This window comes from uncultured Roseibium sp. (assembly GCF_947499295.1).
Lineage (GTDB): Bacteria > Pseudomonadota > Alphaproteobacteria > Rhizobiales > Stappiaceae > Roseibium.
In genome coordinates, this window is the sequence record NZ_CANMNP010000011.1 from 156410 (window position 1) to 170326 (window position 13917).

At 57.3% G+C, this 13917-nt stretch carries 12 protein-coding genes; 6 read left to right on the plus strand and 6 right to left on the minus strand.

The window, feature by feature from the left end:
• Positions 1–6 precede the first annotated feature (6 nt).
• The gene (locus tag Q0835_RS17760; RefSeq protein ID WP_298963490.1) at positions 7–489 is read right to left on the minus strand and encodes a hypothetical protein; all 483 of its coding nucleotides are present in this window, start codon (positions 487–489) and stop codon (positions 7–9) included.
• Between the two features lie 169 nt (positions 490–658).
• Between Q0835_RS17760 and Q0835_RS17765 the strand changes: the two genes are divergently transcribed.
• The 3 genes from Q0835_RS17765 (at position 659) to Q0835_RS17775 (ending at position 2962) form a co-directional block, all read left to right on the plus strand.
• Positions 659–1168, plus strand: coding sequence for an MmcB family DNA repair protein (locus tag Q0835_RS17765; RefSeq protein WP_298821628.1), 510 nt, complete (start codon positions 659–661; stop codon positions 1166–1168).
• Positions 1169–1241: 73 nt separating this feature from the next.
• Entirely contained in the window at positions 1242–2795 is a 1554-nt protein-coding gene (locus Q0835_RS17770) for an FAD-binding domain-containing protein (protein WP_298963492.1), read from the plus strand.
• A 2-nt stretch (positions 2796–2797) separates the two neighbouring features.
• Positions 2798–2962 (plus strand): DUF2256 domain-containing protein, encoded by a 165-nt coding sequence (locus Q0835_RS17775; protein ID WP_298963541.1) that lies wholly within the window; start codon positions 2798–2800, stop codon positions 2960–2962.
• Positions 2963–2986: 24 nt separating this feature from the next.
• Here the strand turns inward: Q0835_RS17775 and xylA are convergent, their stop codons facing one another.
• From xylA to xylF, 5 genes are all read right to left on the minus strand, one after another.
• Positions 2987–4306, minus strand: coding sequence for a xylose isomerase (gene xylA, locus Q0835_RS17780; RefSeq protein ID WP_298963494.1), 1320 nt, complete (start codon positions 4304–4306; stop codon positions 2987–2989).
• Between the two features lie 20 nt (positions 4307–4326).
• The gene (gene xylB / locus Q0835_RS17785; protein WP_298963497.1) at positions 4327–5778 is read right to left on the minus strand and encodes a xylulokinase; all 1452 of its coding nucleotides are present in this window, start codon (positions 5776–5778) and stop codon (positions 4327–4329) included.
• A 149-nt stretch (positions 5779–5927) separates the two neighbouring features.
• Positions 5928–6716: an ATP-binding cassette domain-containing protein gene (locus tag Q0835_RS17790; RefSeq protein ID WP_298821637.1), complete on the minus strand. Its 789-nt coding sequence runs from the start codon at positions 6714–6716 to the stop codon at positions 5928–5930.
• Between the two features lie 3 nt (positions 6717–6719).
• Positions 6720–8009 carry a sugar ABC transporter permease gene (locus tag Q0835_RS17795; protein WP_298963506.1) on the minus strand — a complete coding sequence of 430 codons (1290 nt, stop codon included), beginning with the start codon at positions 8007–8009 and terminating at the stop codon, positions 6720–6722.
• 134 nt (positions 8010–8143) lie between these two features.
• The gene (gene xylF / locus Q0835_RS17800) at positions 8144–9175 is read right to left on the minus strand and encodes a D-xylose ABC transporter substrate-binding protein (protein ID WP_298821642.1); all 1032 of its coding nucleotides are present in this window, start codon (positions 9173–9175) and stop codon (positions 8144–8146) included.
• Positions 9176–9443: 268 nt separating this feature from the next.
• Between xylF and Q0835_RS17805 the strand changes: the two genes are divergently transcribed.
• Genes Q0835_RS17805 through Q0835_RS17815 form a run of 3 tightly spaced genes read left to right on the plus strand, consistent with a single transcriptional unit; the run spans position 9444 to position 13791 of the window.
• A complete protein-coding gene (locus tag Q0835_RS17805; RefSeq protein ID WP_298821645.1) occupies positions 9444–10706 on the plus strand; it encodes an ROK family transcriptional regulator in 1263 nt (420 codons plus the stop codon).
• The gene (locus Q0835_RS17810; RefSeq protein WP_298963507.1) at positions 10703–12130 is read left to right on the plus strand and encodes a di-heme oxidoredictase family protein; all 1428 of its coding nucleotides are present in this window, start codon (positions 10703–10705) and stop codon (positions 12128–12130) included. Before Q0835_RS17805 ends, Q0835_RS17810 begins: the two co-directional genes overlap by 4 nt.
• Entirely contained in the window at positions 12127–13791 is a 1665-nt protein-coding gene (locus tag Q0835_RS17815; RefSeq protein ID WP_298963509.1) for a CRTAC1 family protein, read from the plus strand. Before Q0835_RS17810 ends, Q0835_RS17815 begins: the two co-directional genes overlap by 4 nt.
• Positions 13792–13917 lie beyond the last annotated feature (126 nt).

A 13917-nucleotide genomic window follows, 5' to 3' on the forward strand; every position in this document is an offset into this window, starting at 1 on the left:
TCCGGGTCAGTTGCTTTTCTGGGACTGCAGGATCGGGATGATCTTGCGGCAAAACCTGAAGTGAACGGGTACTTTTTCGCCTTCCTGCACGAGCAATCCATCTGAGCCACGCGGCTGCACGGTCACCAACTCGATGGATTCGCCGCCATCGTTCGAAAGGCAGTTGATTGCAGCACGCTGGGTCATGCGCCCGCTGCGTTCGGCTCCATAGACCTGGCAAATCCTGCCCGGCGTTTCCAGCAATCCCCGATAGATCACCAAGGCCGAGCCCGGTTCGCTTCGATCGACACGCGGCACAGGGCAGTTTTCCAGTTCACGAACCCAGATCCCCTGGGCGAATTCGGCAAATCTCAAGTCGAGCGTCTTGCCCTGCAAAAGCGGGGCGGATTTGGGCACCTGGAAAAGACGATCTCCCTTGCCCGCAAGCGCCGCAGAAGAAAGGGCAGCGAACAGGCTCGCCAGAAAGACAACATTCAATAGTTTTCGCAAGCGCCAGTCCCCTCCCGGTTTGGAATATCCAATCGGTCAACACGTTCATGTGTGTGCATTCCGAAACGACTTCTAGGACACGCAATTTCTCACGTGAGGTCAACTCTATCGTTTGTGCAACCGCTCTATGACCCTTGAAAAAATCGAACAAACGTGGAACAAAATTGGAATGAATAACGATATTGGGCAATCCCCCGGCCGGCTGCAACTCGACGATCCCTTGAAGGACGGGCGTCAGTCCGACACCGCGCTCAAGGTTTGGCGCGGGACAGCCCGTTTGCTCCGGCAGCTCAACTTCGCTTCGCTTGCGGAAGTCACGCTTGCCTCATCCCGCCGCGCTGATCTGATTGCGCTCGGACCAAAACACGAAATATGGATTGTCGAAGTCAAGTCTTCGATCGCCGATTTCCGCGCTGACAGCAAATGGCCCGACTATCGGGAACATTGCGACCGGCTCTTCTTTGCAACTCACCCTGACGTCCCGCTGGACATTTTTCCGGACGAAGCGGGGCTGATTGTTTCCGACGGCTATGGCGCTGAAATTTTGCGCGATGCGCCTGAGCACAAACTCGCCGCCGCAACGCGCAAATCGGTCACTCACAGATTTGCCCGTTATGCTGCCAATCGCCTGCATTCCCTGTCGGACCCCGACGGCACTCAAGTGCTCGACCGGATGTAGGGTCGAGCTCTGCAAATCCGAAAGCAGTGCGCAACGTAAAGACAACAAGGTCAATCGTCGGGTCTGCGCAACAGTGTCATCTTCAGTTCAAGTGGTCTGGTTCAAAAGGGACCTGCGAATACAGGATCATGAACCTCTAAAACGTGCCGCGCTGAGAGGCCACGTCCTGCCGCTTTATGTCGTTGAGCCCGCGCTTTGGAACCAGTCGGACTTTTCAGCACGGCAATATGCATTTCTGCAGGAATGCCTTGAGGGCCTTAGGGAAGATCTTGCATTGCAGGGCCAGCCATTGATCGTTCGCATCGGCGCTGTGACTGATGTTTTGACACGACTTTCGCAACAGGCATCAATCGCGGGCCTGTGGTCTCACGAGGAAACGGGAAACGACTGGACCTATCAGAGAGACAAACAGGTCGCTGACTGGTGTCGCAGGAACGGGATCGTTTGGACCGAATGTCGACAAACCGGTGTCATTCGCCGCCTTAAGTCCAGAGACGGGTGGGCGAACCGCTGGGACACGTTCATGGCCATTGAGCCTATTGAAACGCCATGCCTCAAACCCTTGTCCGCCATTGACCCCGGACATGTGCCTGCGGCAAGCGAGATTGGTCTTGCGCCAGACCCGTGCAAAGGACGGCAAATTGGCGGCAGAAAGGCCTCCTTGGACACACTGGAGAGCTTCTTTTTCAAGCGCGGAAAACCCTATCGCGCTGCAATGGCGACACCGGTCAAAGCCTTTGATGCTTGCTCCCGCATCTCTCCGCACCTTGCGTTCGGCACCCTGTCCATGCGTGAAGTCGCACAGGCGACATGGGAGCGACAGCGCGACCTGAAACACTCAAACGAACCTGGCAAAAGCAAGTGGCAGGGAGCCATGCGCTCCTTTTCCGGACGACTCCACTGGCATTGCCACTTCATGCAGAAACTGGAAGACGAGCCGCGTCTGGAATTCGACAACCTGCATCGCGCCTATGATGGACTGAGGTCAAGGGAACCGGACGAAACACGTCTGAGGGCCTGGCAAAATGGTGAAACCGGTCTTCCATTTGTCGACGCATGCATGCGTGCGCTACGGCATACCGGCTGGATGAATTTCCGCATGCGAGCCATGCTGATGGCAGTTGCCAGTTATCATCTTTGGCTCGACTGGAGAGCCCCGGGGCTCCACCTCGCCAGACTGTTTACAGACTACGAGCCGGGCATCCACTGGCCGCAGGTGCAGATGCAATCCGGGACGACCGGGATCAACACGATCAGGATCTACAACCCGGTGAAACAGGGACAGGATCAGGATCCTGATGGCGACTTTGTCCGACGCTGGGTGCCGGAACTGGCCTCGATTGATCCAAACTTTGTTCATGAGCCCTGGAAAGCGGACAACGCATCGCAGGTACTCGGCAAAACTTATCCGTTTCCTGTGGTCGATCACTTAAGCGCAGCAAAGGAAGCACGGGAAAAGGTCTGGGCTGTTCGCAAGGGCCAGGCTTTTCGGGGAAAGGCGGCCGATATCCAATCGAAACATGGCAGCCGAAGAAGCGGAATTCCGATGCGCGGACAGAGTGCAAGCCGCCTCAACGCCCGCCGAAAGGATCCGAGACAATCGGACCTCTTTGGAGAGGATACATGAAGATGCGCAAGAAAGGCGACCTGCCCGAGAAGCTATGCACTGCCTGCGGTCGCCCGTTTTCGTGGCGCAGAAAATGGGCGAAGACATGGGAAAGCGTTCGATATTGCTCGGAACGTTGCCGCCGTCAGCGGTCGCCTGTTGAAGACTGCGCTGGCCGGGCCGACTGACCAGCGCAGAAATGTGCCGTTCTCCTAAACGAACAGATTGGCGAGGCTTTCAAGATATTCCTGCTTGCCGGATTTCGGCTGAGGCTCCAGATCGCTGGCGTGTACCCTTTCAGCCAGAGCTTCAAGAGACGAACCGCCTTTGAGTATGTCGGCGTTTTCCGGCTTTTGCCAACCGGCATAGCGGTCGTCGACAAAGCCTTTCATCCGGCCGTCCTCAATCATTTCAGCCGCCGCCTTCAAGCCCCGCGCAATTGCGTCGGCGGAGCCGACATGCGCCTGGATCAGATCGACCGGATCCAGCGACTGACGACGCAACTTGGCATCGAAATTCGTACCCCCGCTGGTGAACCCACCGGCCATCAGAATTTCATAATATGCCAGTGCGAGTTCAGGGACGTTCATGCCGAAATGATCGGTATCCCAGCCACACTGATAGTCATTCCGGTTCATATCCACAGAGCCGAAAATGCCGAGAGACCGCGCCATATGCAGTTCGTGTTCAAAGGAATGACCGGCCAGGATCGCATGGCCCTGCTCGATGTTCATCTTGACTTCGTTTTCCAGCCCATAGGCCTTCAGGAAACCATAGACGGTGGCGACATCGTAGTCGTACTGATGTTTGGACGGCTCCTGAGGTTTTGGTTCAATCAGGATGGCGCCCTTGAAGCCGATCTTGTGTTTGTACTCAACCACCATGTTGAGGAACCGGCCGAGCTGATCGAGTTCCTGCTTGATGTTGGTGTTGAGCAAAGTTTCGTAGCCCTCACGCCCGCCCCATAGGACATAGTTTGAACCGTTCAGGCGCTGGGTCACGTCCAGGGCATTCTTCACCTGTGCCGCAGAGTAGGCGAAAACATCCGGATCCGGGTTCGTGGCGGCTCCGCTCATGAACCTGCGATTGGAGAACATGTTCGCCGTTCCCCACAACAGGCTGATACCAGTATCGGCCATTTTCTTTTCAAAGATGTCTGCAATCGCGTTTACGTTGGCGTTGCTCTCAGCAAGCGTCTTGCCTTCAGGGGCAATATCACGGTCATGGAATGTGAAGAACGGCATGCCCAGGATCTGGAACATCTCAAAAGCAACATCGGCCTTCAACCGGGCCTGATCCATCGGGTCGCCACCCGAAGCCATCCAGGATCTCATGAAGGTTTCGCCACCGAATGGATCGGAACCAGGCCAACAGAAATTGTGCCAATAGCAAACCGCCAGGCGCAAATGGTCTTCCATGCGCTTGCCCAGAACGATTTCGTCCTTGTTGTAATGGCGGTATGTCAGCGGATCGCGGCTCGACGGACCGGCATATTGTATCGGCTGCAAATCGCCAAAGAACCCAGTGCTCATGATCAAATCTCCTTGGAATTTCAGAACCCGGACTGCTTCAGAGCCGGATAAAGCTTGCGCCACTGCCCATAGGCCTCAGCGTATGATTCTGTCAGTGCGGGACGAGGCTCTATACTGGCCCTGATGGAAGGCTTTGAGAAAATGCCCTCCGTCGTCCCGAGTGCAGCTGCCTGACCGAGGCGCGCTGCCCCGAGCGATCCGCCGAAGTCTCCGTCAACCGGAACGTCCACGGTCACGTTCAACAGGCTGGCGATGATTTCAAGCCAGGCATTGGAGCGCGACCCACCGCCCACCGCCAGCAGTCGGTCGACACGCGTGCCTGCGACACTCAAGGCCTCAAGGCAATCGTTCAAAGCGAAGGCAACACCATCGAGAACAGCATGTGTCAGTGCGGCATCGCCAGTGTCATGCGAGATCCCGAAAAAGCCGGCGCGGATGTCGACGTCATTGTGTGGTGTCCGCTCACCGCCGAGATAGGGCAGGAATGAAACTGCCGAAGGTGCCGACACTTCCGGCAGTTCAGCGGTCAGTGCCGCAGGTGTCTTTTTCAAGACGCCTGCCAGCCAGTTCAGGCTGTCGGTTGCAGACAGGATAACCCCCATCTGGTGCCATGTGTCCGGCACGGCATGACAAAACGCGTGAACCGCACCTGCAACGTTTGGTGAAAAACGGTCGTTCGTAACAAAGAGCACGCCGGATGTTCCCAGCGATACGAAGGCTGATCCCTGCTCGACCGCACCTACCCCGCATGCAGACGCTGCATTGTCGCCACCACCGCCTGCAACGACAGGGGCTTTTTCAATGCCCCAGCGTGCGCAAAGATCCGGCTTCAGTGTACCGGAAGATGACGATCCTTCTACAAGCCGTGGCATGTGAGCGCGCGTCAGGCTTGTTGCTGCAAGCAGGTCGTCGCTCCAATCCCGTTTTGCAACATCCAGCCAAAGAGTTCCTGCGCTGTCCGACATGTCCCCGGCATATTCACCGGTCAACCTGAACCGGACATAGTCTTTCGGCAGCAGCACTTTGGCAGTGCGTGCAAAAATGTCAGGTTCGTTTTCACGGACCCATTGAAGTTTTGGTGCGGTAAAGCCCGGCATGACCAGGTTGCCGCCAAGGGACAAAAACTTCGGTTCAGCTTCCTGCAGCTCTGCACATTGCTTGCTCGAGCGGCCATCGTTCCAAAGGATGCAGGGTCTTAGCGGCTGGCCAGCGTCATCCAGCAAAGTTGCCCCGTGCATATGCCCGGAAAGTCCGATGCCCTTCACCGCGGCCAAAGCGGCTGGAGCCTGAGCCTTCAAGGCATCAAGAACGTTTTCACACGCTGTCCACCAACTGTCCGGGTCCTGCTCAGACCAGCCTGGATGCGGGCGCTCGACAGTCAGGTCCGATGTTGCCGAGGCAACCAGTGACTGGTCCTCATCAAGGAGTATGGCTTTGACCGAACTTGTGCCGATATCGAGACCGATATACATGAGGTGCGTTCCTCAAACTGCATCAAAAAGAAGGCCGAGTCCCCTGGCCGGGTATCGGCACGACGTGTCTCGCGCCTGCCCGATCAGAGCAACCGGCGCATGCGCGAAGAACATGGACCCGCGACACCGAGTTCGCGGGTCCTGTTGGTTTATCCGACCGCTGCCTCATCGACAAGGGCACCAGGGCCCGGTGTCGCACCAGCGGGGCATTTGCCGAGAATGATCATGCCAAGCACGTCGTCGTCGGTGACATCCGTCGTTTTTGCGGTGCCAACCAGTTGGCCGTTTTTCATTACGGCGATCCGGTCGCATAGCTGAAACACATCATGAATGTCGTGGCTGATCAGGAAGATTCCGAGGCCTTGCTTCTTCAGTTCCTCGATCAACTCCGCCACCATTTGCGTCTCATGAACACCGAGCGCTGCCGTCGGCTCGTCCATGATCAGGATCTTGGCGTTGAAATAGACCGCACGGGCAATTGCAACCGACTGGCGCTGTCCACCTGAAAGTGCCTTCACCGGTGCGTGGAACTTTTTGAAGTTCGGATTGAGACGGCCCATGATCTTGCGGGTCTCGGCTTCCATCGCATCGTCATCGACAAAGCCGAGCGGCGATGTCAGTTCACGGCCGAGGAACATGTTTGACGCCGCATCGAGATTGTCCGCCAAAGCCAGGGTCTGGTAGATGGTCTCGATATTTTGCGCGCGCGCGTCCCGCGGCGAATGAATATGAACTTCCTTGCCGTTGATGCGGATCTCGCCGCTGTCGGACTTGTAGGCACCCGACAGCATCTTGATCAGTGTGGACTTGCCCGCGCCGTTGTGGCCCAGAAGACCGACGACTTCACCCGGGTAAAGATCGACAGACACATGGTCCACCGCGCGCACACCGCCAAAGGAGATGCACATGTCTTTGAGTTCTACGAGAGGTGCGTCCATTGATCAGTCCCCCGTGCGCTTGCGATAGATGATGTCAACCAGGACCGCGAGAACCAGGACGGTTCCGACAACAATGTTCTGTAACGGCGCATCGACTCCGACCATGGCCATGCCCGATTGCAGTGACTGCATGATCAACGCCCCCAGGATCGCGCCATAAATCGTCCCGACGCCACCTGCAAGTGCGGTTCCCCCGATAACGGCTGCCGCGATGACACGGAGTTCATCAAGTGTGCCGATGTCGTTGGTCGAAAAGCCGAGCCGCGCTGCCGCAACCGCGCCTGCCAAGGCGGCAAGTGCTCCCATCAGGGCAAAGACCTTGACCGTCAGGAAACGTGTGTTGATGCCTGAGAGCTCTGCCGCGTCCGGATTGCCACCCGTTGCAAAGATGTACCGTCCAAGGCGGGTCCGACGCGCGATTATGGTCATGACCACAGCAACCATGATCAGGAGCAAAACCGAATAAGGAATGCCGTAACCCATGGTAAGCCCCTCAGGAAGGGTCTCGCCACTGGCTTCGAATATTCGCTTCAGACGTGCCTTTGGAATGTCGTAGGAATTCAGAACCCAGACAAACCCAAGGATCGCAATCGTCGTTATGGCCCCCATCGTGAATTCGGCCCAGGCAGGTTTCACCGGAAATCCGTGGGCCGACCTACGTCGACGGGAAGCGACCTGCAGCCAGACTGCTGCCACGACGGCCACCAGACCACAGACCCACGACGCGGTCTCGCCCATCGTGCCTCCGATACCACCGATCATCGTGAAAGTTTCATCGAGCGGGCCGATCGTCTGTCCTGAGGTGATGAACCAGGCAACGTTACGCCAGACCAGCAGCCCCCCGAGAGTGACAATAAACGCCGGAATGCCGAGATACCCGATCATCCATCCCTGGAATGCCCCGATCACAGCGCCGACAATGACGCCGATCACAATGGCAATGATCCAAATACCCTGATGACCCAGCCCGAGCATTGACGGCAGGATATCTGTTTGCACGACCGCCATGACTGCCGCGACGGTTGCAAGTAGAGAGCCAACCGACAAATCAATATGCCGGGTGACGATGACGAACACCATGCCGGTCGCCATGATGGCCACGGACACGGTCTGAATCGTCAGGTTGAAGATGTTACGCGGTGTAAGAAACCGGCCGTCCGTGAAAACGTTGAACGCAAGACAAAGGACAATGAACGCGCCGATCATGCCAAGCAGCCGAGTATCGAGCTGCAACGCGGCAAAGATGTTTCGTGCTGTCGGACCTTTGGGCCCCGACAGTGCAGTGTCGGACATAGAGGTTACTCCTGCTTGGAGACCATTACGCTTTCGCATCGGGTGGCCCATCCCGGGGAATGCTCTTTTTCAAGCGATCCCTGTGAAGAGGCCCCGGTTCGTTTAACCGGGGCCGCGCGTTTGGCGTACTGTTATTAGTTACAAGGAGCCGGGCCGCCGGAAACGCCCTGGCAAAGGTCGTCCTTGGTGATCCAGCCTGCATCAACAACAGCGCTCAGATTGTCCTTGGTGATCGGCAGCGGAGCCAGGAATTTGGCTGTCAGCTCCGAACCGGACGGAGACGACCATGCAGCTGCGCCATCAACACCACTCATTTCGGTGCCGCTTGCGAGCGATACTGCGATTTCACCGGCAGCTTTGCCGAGTTCGCGAGCATCTTTCCACACCGAAACCGTTTGGGTGCCCTTGGCAACACGGTTCAGAGCAGCATGGTCACCGTCCTGGCCGGAGACCGGGATGCCATCCATGCCCTGAGCGGTTAGAGCTGCAACAACACCACCTGCGGTGCCGTCATTGGAAGCCACTACAGCGTCAACCTTGTTGTCGTTTGCCGTCAGGATCTGTTCCATGTTGCGCTGTGCGTTCGCCGGAAGCCAGCCGTCGGTGTAGGCTTCGCCAACGATCTTCACGTCGCCAGCATCGATTGCTGCCTGCAGAACTTCCTGCTGACCACCGCGGAGGAAGTCCGCATTCGGGTCGGTCGGAGAGCCCTTGATCATGACGTAGTTGCCCTTGGGCGCAGCGGCAAGAACTTCAGCAGCCTGCATGCGGCCGACTTCAACGTTGTCGAAGGTCAGGTAGAATGCGCGCGGATCGTCGATCAGGCGATCATAGCCCACGACCGGGATGCCTTCGTCAGCTGCAGCCTGAACAGCCGGGCCGATTGCCTGTGCGTCCTGAGCCAGGATGATCAGTGCGGTTGCGCCCTGAGCGATCAGTGCTTCAACGTCAGACAGCTGCTTTGCGGAAGAGCTCTGCGCATCGGCGGAGATGTATTTGGCGCCAGCTGCATCCAAAGCGCCCTTGATGGCTGCTTCGTCTGTTTTCCAGCGCTCTTCCTGGAAGTTGGACCAGCTTACGCCGACAACAACGTCGTCTGCATTGGCAGCGGTCAGAGCAGTCGCGGACAGCAGAGCGCCCGCCAGCAAAGTGGTGATTTTACGCATCGCGATGTTTCCTCCAGTTGGCGCGGCCCACGTCGGTCGGCCATGCCTAAAATGCGTCAATGTCGCTAACGCCGATTGCGGCGCTTTCATTTAGGACAACCTTGTTGTTATTTTTTTTGGTGCCCGAAAAAAAGTTGCAGTAAAGCGCCGCTCCTGTCAACATGGTTTTGCAAAACTCTGCTCCGAGAGATCAAAAAATGACGCACGGGGGCAGAAAAACCGGGAGAAACCCGGGCAGAGGAAACACCTTGGGAAGAGCTGAGCGAGCATGACACGCAAGGCGGACCGGGATCAGATCCGGCGGCAAAATCGCAGTATCGTACTTCAGGCCCTGCGCCGAAACGGTCCCATGGCACGGATCGATCTCGGCCAGATGACACGCCTCAGTCCGGCGACTGTCACGGCCATTACCTCCGACTTGCTGGACCAGGGATTAATCCTCAGTCTGGAAAGTGAGGAGCCCAAAACACATCAGGCGCGTGGACGTCCACGCACCTTGCTGAAACTCAATCCCGACGCGGTTTACACCATAGGCGTACGCCTGTCGGTGAACCATATCGACATGTCTCTGGTCAACTTCGCCGGAGAAGTCACCCAAGACAAACGCGCCTATTTCGATAGTGCGGCGGCAGACGCGCAGAGTTTCCCCACGACGCTGCTGGATGCCATCAGAGATTTTCTGCAGGAAGCCGGTGTCGGCCCGTCGCGAGTCCGGGAAATCGGAGTTGCCGCGCAAGGGGTTGTGGAAACGGAAAGCGGAGTTGTGGCGTGGAGCCCCGCATTTGCGGGTAGAAAGATCCCGGTGGTTGAGCCCCTGCGCGAGGCCTTTGGTGCCGATTGCTACATCTCCAATGACACCAACATGATCACCGAAGCGCTGCACTGGTCCGATCCCAACCGCTACAGCGGCACATTCGCCGTGATCATGCTGGACTACGGTGTCGGCATGGGGCTCTACCTCAACAATCAACTGTTCGCCGGTGCAAGCGGCACAGCGGCCGAGTTCGGCCACGCCAACCACATTCCCGGCGGTGCCCTTTGCCGGTGTGGCAAAAGGGGATGCCTTGAGGCCTACCTTTCAGACTACGCTCTGGTTCGGGCAGCGTCACACATGTCGGAAACCACCGACCCGATCACCATCGATGCGGGTGTCAGCGGGCTTGCAAGGCTGATAGAGCTTGCGAGTTCCGGAGACAACGACGCCCGCACCGCATTTCATGAAGCCGGCCGCGTTCTGGGTTACGGCCTTGCCCGGGTGATCGCCATGATCGATCCGAAACGGGTGGTTCTGACCGGCGCGGCGATGCGTGCCTTTTCCTTCATGGACAAGGGCATGTGGGAGGGGCTCGAGGAAGCCCTTGTGGCCGATCTGAGGAACAATTTTTCGCTCGATGTGATGCCTTGGAATGAAGATTTTATCCGCAGTGGTCTAATCGCCCAGTCCATGGAGCGGCTCGACAAGGACTTTCTTGGAACAGATTCGCTGCCAGGAGAGCGAACGGCAGGCTCCGGGAAGAAGGTGTCCGCATGACATTCACCAAGAAGCTGACATTACCGGCAACCGTCCTGACGGCCATGATGGCCAGCCCTGCAGTAGCGGATCCGGATGTGCCGCCCTGGAGCGAAAGGGCAATTCAGGAGGATGTCGATATCGATGCACTGGCCGCATCAGGTCAGGACCCGCTTGAGATACTACTTCCCCTGGGTGAAGACCTGTTCTCAGCCAAATTCACTACCCTCGACGGAGCGGGACGCCCGGATGCCACTGGTGCGATTGTCCCAACCAAGGTGCGCAGACGCTCACATTTGACATTTCAACGACTGGCGGGCCCAGACGCCAATGCCTGCGCGTCCTGCCACAATGAGCCTGTGACAGGCGGTGCCGGGTCATTTACCGCAAATGTCTTTGTGTCCGAGGGGTTCGAAAGCGCTGACTTCGACACGATCGACCCGCAGTTTTCCAACGAACGCAACACCAATGCATTGCAGGGTGTAGGACTGATTGAACTGCTCGCACGGGAAATGACCGCAGAGTTGCGGGCTCAAAGGAAATCTGTTCTGGCGAATGCCCGTAAGAGCCGGCAAGCCCAGGAGATCGACCTTGTCTCCAAAGGTGTCACTTTTGGTACATTGACCGCATTTCCTGACGGTACATTGGATGTCTCTGGTCTTGAGGGCATCGACGACGACCTGACGCTTCGGCCCTTCAGCCAGAAGGGGGTTTTTTCGTCGCTCCGGCAATTCACGGTGAATGCCATGAACGCCCACCACGGAATACAGCCAAGCGAGCGCTTCGGCAGTACCTGGACAGGAACGGACGATCATGATCTGGACGGCTTTGCAGATGAAATGTCGCCCGGTCAGATATCGGCGCTGGTCGCCTTCCAGGCAACTCTTCCAGCGCCGACCCGCAAGGAAAACCTGCCGGATGCGTGGCAAGAGGCAGCCGACAACGGTGAAAAGGTCTTTGCGGATATCGGTTGCGTTTCCTGTCATATCCCTGCGTTACCGCTCGACAGTCTTGTGTTTCATGATCCGGGGCCAATCGATACCGCAGGCACTTTGAGACAAAGCGACATGACGGCCCCTCTTGCCCTTGATCTGGCTACGCTGAGCTGGGTCCAGGCGCTGCCACGGGACGAAAACGGTCGTGTTCTGGTGCCTCTTTACGGCGATTTGAAACGACACAAGATCGCGGACGCAGCCAATGATACTTTTGGCAACGAGCTTCTTGCACAGCGCTTCGTTGCCCGGGATGTCTTCATCACCGCGGAACTTTGGGGCATCGGCAGTACCGCGCCATATGGACACCGTGGTGACCTGACGACGCTGAACGAAGTCATCCTTGCCCATGGCGGCGAGGCCACGGAAAGCCGGAAGAACTATGAGGCCCTTTCCGAGGACAACCGGCAGGCCGTTATCGCATTCCTGCGCAGTCTGGAGATTGCCGAATGACCCGATTGAGCCTTTCTCTTGCATTTTGCGCTCTGGCAAACGCGGTTTCCGGATCATTTACCGCAGCTGCTGCGGACGAGCGCCTTACCTCTCTTGCGCCTGTTCCAGTCTTTTCAGAAGAGGCTCAATCAGCCGGGGTCAACCACACATATGACGGCGCATGGGAATTTTTTGTCGGTGGTGGCACGGCCATATTCGACTGCAACGGCGACCGACGAGCTGATATTTTTATCGCCGGCGGGAAAAACCCTGCTGCTCTGTTTCGAAATGAAAGTCAGACCGGCGGCGCCTTGAAATTCATTCCGGTTGAAAGCGGATTGACCGCCAAGCAGGCGGGCAAGGTCCTTGGTGCTTATCCGCTCGACTTCAACAATGATGACACTCTGGACCTTGTTCTGCTTCGGCTTGGTGAAAACCTGCTTCTGGAAGGCAAGGGCGACTGCCGGTTCGAAGTTGCAAACAGGGCTCTTGGATTTGACGGAGGGCAGGAATGGACAACTGCCTTTTCTGCGACATACGATGCGGAGCAGGACTTCCCCACGCTCGCGTTCGGCAACTATGTGGACCGGTCCGCTCCAGGTTCGCCCTGGGGAACATGCCATGACAACTTCCTCTTTCGTCCGCAAAGCGCAACTGATGGCAGTGTGCGATACCCAGAGGCAAATCGCCTTTCGCCGGGGTTCTGCACGCTTTCAATTCTCTTCACTGACTGGAACCGGTCCGGCGAACCCGCATTAAGAATATCGAACGACCGGCACTACTACAGAGGCGGTGAGGAGCAGCTCTGGTCGGTACCTTCCGGGCGTCCTGCGCGGCCTTTCCGGCGGGCAGACGGTTGGCAGCACCTGAAAATCTGGGGCATGGGCATTGCTTCCATCGACCTGGATGTAGACGGGTTCCCGGAATATGCCCTGACAAGCATGGGTGACACCAAGCTGCAGAAACTCGACGGCGAAGATGACGAGACAGTTCCCGTTTACCAGGATATCGCCTTCGACCTGGGCGTGACTGCCCACAGGCCTTATGCCGGTGATGACCTGAAACCATCCACCGGTTGGCATTCGGAATTTCAGGACGTCAACAATGACGGTCTCTGGGACCTTTTCATTGCCAAGGGCAACGTCGAAGCCATGCCTGACTTCGCAGCCTATGACCCGGACAACCTGCTGATTGGCCAATGGAACGGCAAATTTGCCGAGGTCGGCGACCAGGCCGGCATCGGCCTGGACAGGAGAGGACGTGGGGCAGGTCTGGCAGATTTCAACTCAGATGGATTGCTCGACCTGATTGTTGTGAACCGTGCTGCACCCGTTAGCTTGTTCCGCAATCTTGGGCAAGGCTCAGTTGAAACCACCAAACCGCTTGGAAACTGGCTCGCCGTTGACATACGACAGCCCGGGCAGCCGAACACACGAGCCGTTGGTGCCAAGATCAGTGTCAAGACCGGCAACCGGACTGTGGTCAAGGACATACAGGTCGGAGCAGGTCATGCATCTGGCCAGATGGGCTTTGTACATTTTGGTCTTGGTGTTGCAGAGCGTGCCAATGTCCGGATCAAATGGCCGGATGGTGATTGGAGCCATGGTTACCGGGTTTTCGCCAACGGACACGTCATTATCGAGCGCGGATCCGAGAAGGCAAAGTTCTGGTATCCGGAATAGCCGTAACAACGACTTTTTGGACCTTCCTGTTCCCGGCTTTGATTTGGCGTCTGGCCCGCTTTCCGGCAGTTATCCCCGCGATCCAGAGCGATCTCGGTTGATTTGACTTATCCAACCTTTAGGCGA

What these genes read in the sequence shown, in the direction of transcription:
- Q0835_RS17810 (WP_298963507.1), top strand. Translation starts at nt 10,703, where the DNA reads ATGACATTCACCAAGAAGCTGACATTACCGGCAACCGTCCTGACGGCC.
- xylA (WP_298963494.1), bottom strand. Translation starts at nt 4,306, where the DNA reads ATGAGCACTGGGTTCTTTGGCGATTTGCAGCCGATACAATATGCCGGT.
- Q0835_RS17805 (WP_298821645.1), top strand. Translation starts at nt 9,444, where the DNA reads ATGACACGCAAGGCGGACCGGGATCAGATCCGGCGGCAAAATCGCAGT.
- Q0835_RS17795 (WP_298963506.1), bottom strand. Translation starts at nt 8,009, where the DNA reads ATGTCCGACACTGCACTGTCGGGGCCCAAAGGTCCGACAGCACGAAAC.
- Q0835_RS17765 (WP_298821628.1), top strand. Translation starts at nt 659, where the DNA reads ATGAATAACGATATTGGGCAATCCCCCGGCCGGCTGCAACTCGACGAT.
- Q0835_RS17790 (WP_298821637.1), bottom strand. Translation starts at nt 6,716, where the DNA reads ATGGACGCACCTCTCGTAGAACTCAAAGACATGTGCATCTCCTTTGGC.
- Q0835_RS17775 (WP_298963541.1), top strand. Translation starts at nt 2,798, where the DNA reads ATGCGCAAGAAAGGCGACCTGCCCGAGAAGCTATGCACTGCCTGCGGT.
- Q0835_RS17815 (WP_298963509.1), top strand. Translation starts at nt 12,127, where the DNA reads ATGACCCGATTGAGCCTTTCTCTTGCATTTTGCGCTCTGGCAAACGCG.
- xylB (WP_298963497.1), bottom strand. Translation starts at nt 5,778, where the DNA reads ATGTATATCGGTCTCGATATCGGCACAAGTTCGGTCAAAGCCATACTC.
- xylF (WP_298821642.1), bottom strand. Translation starts at nt 9,175, where the DNA reads ATGCGTAAAATCACCACTTTGCTGGCGGGCGCTCTGCTGTCCGCGACT.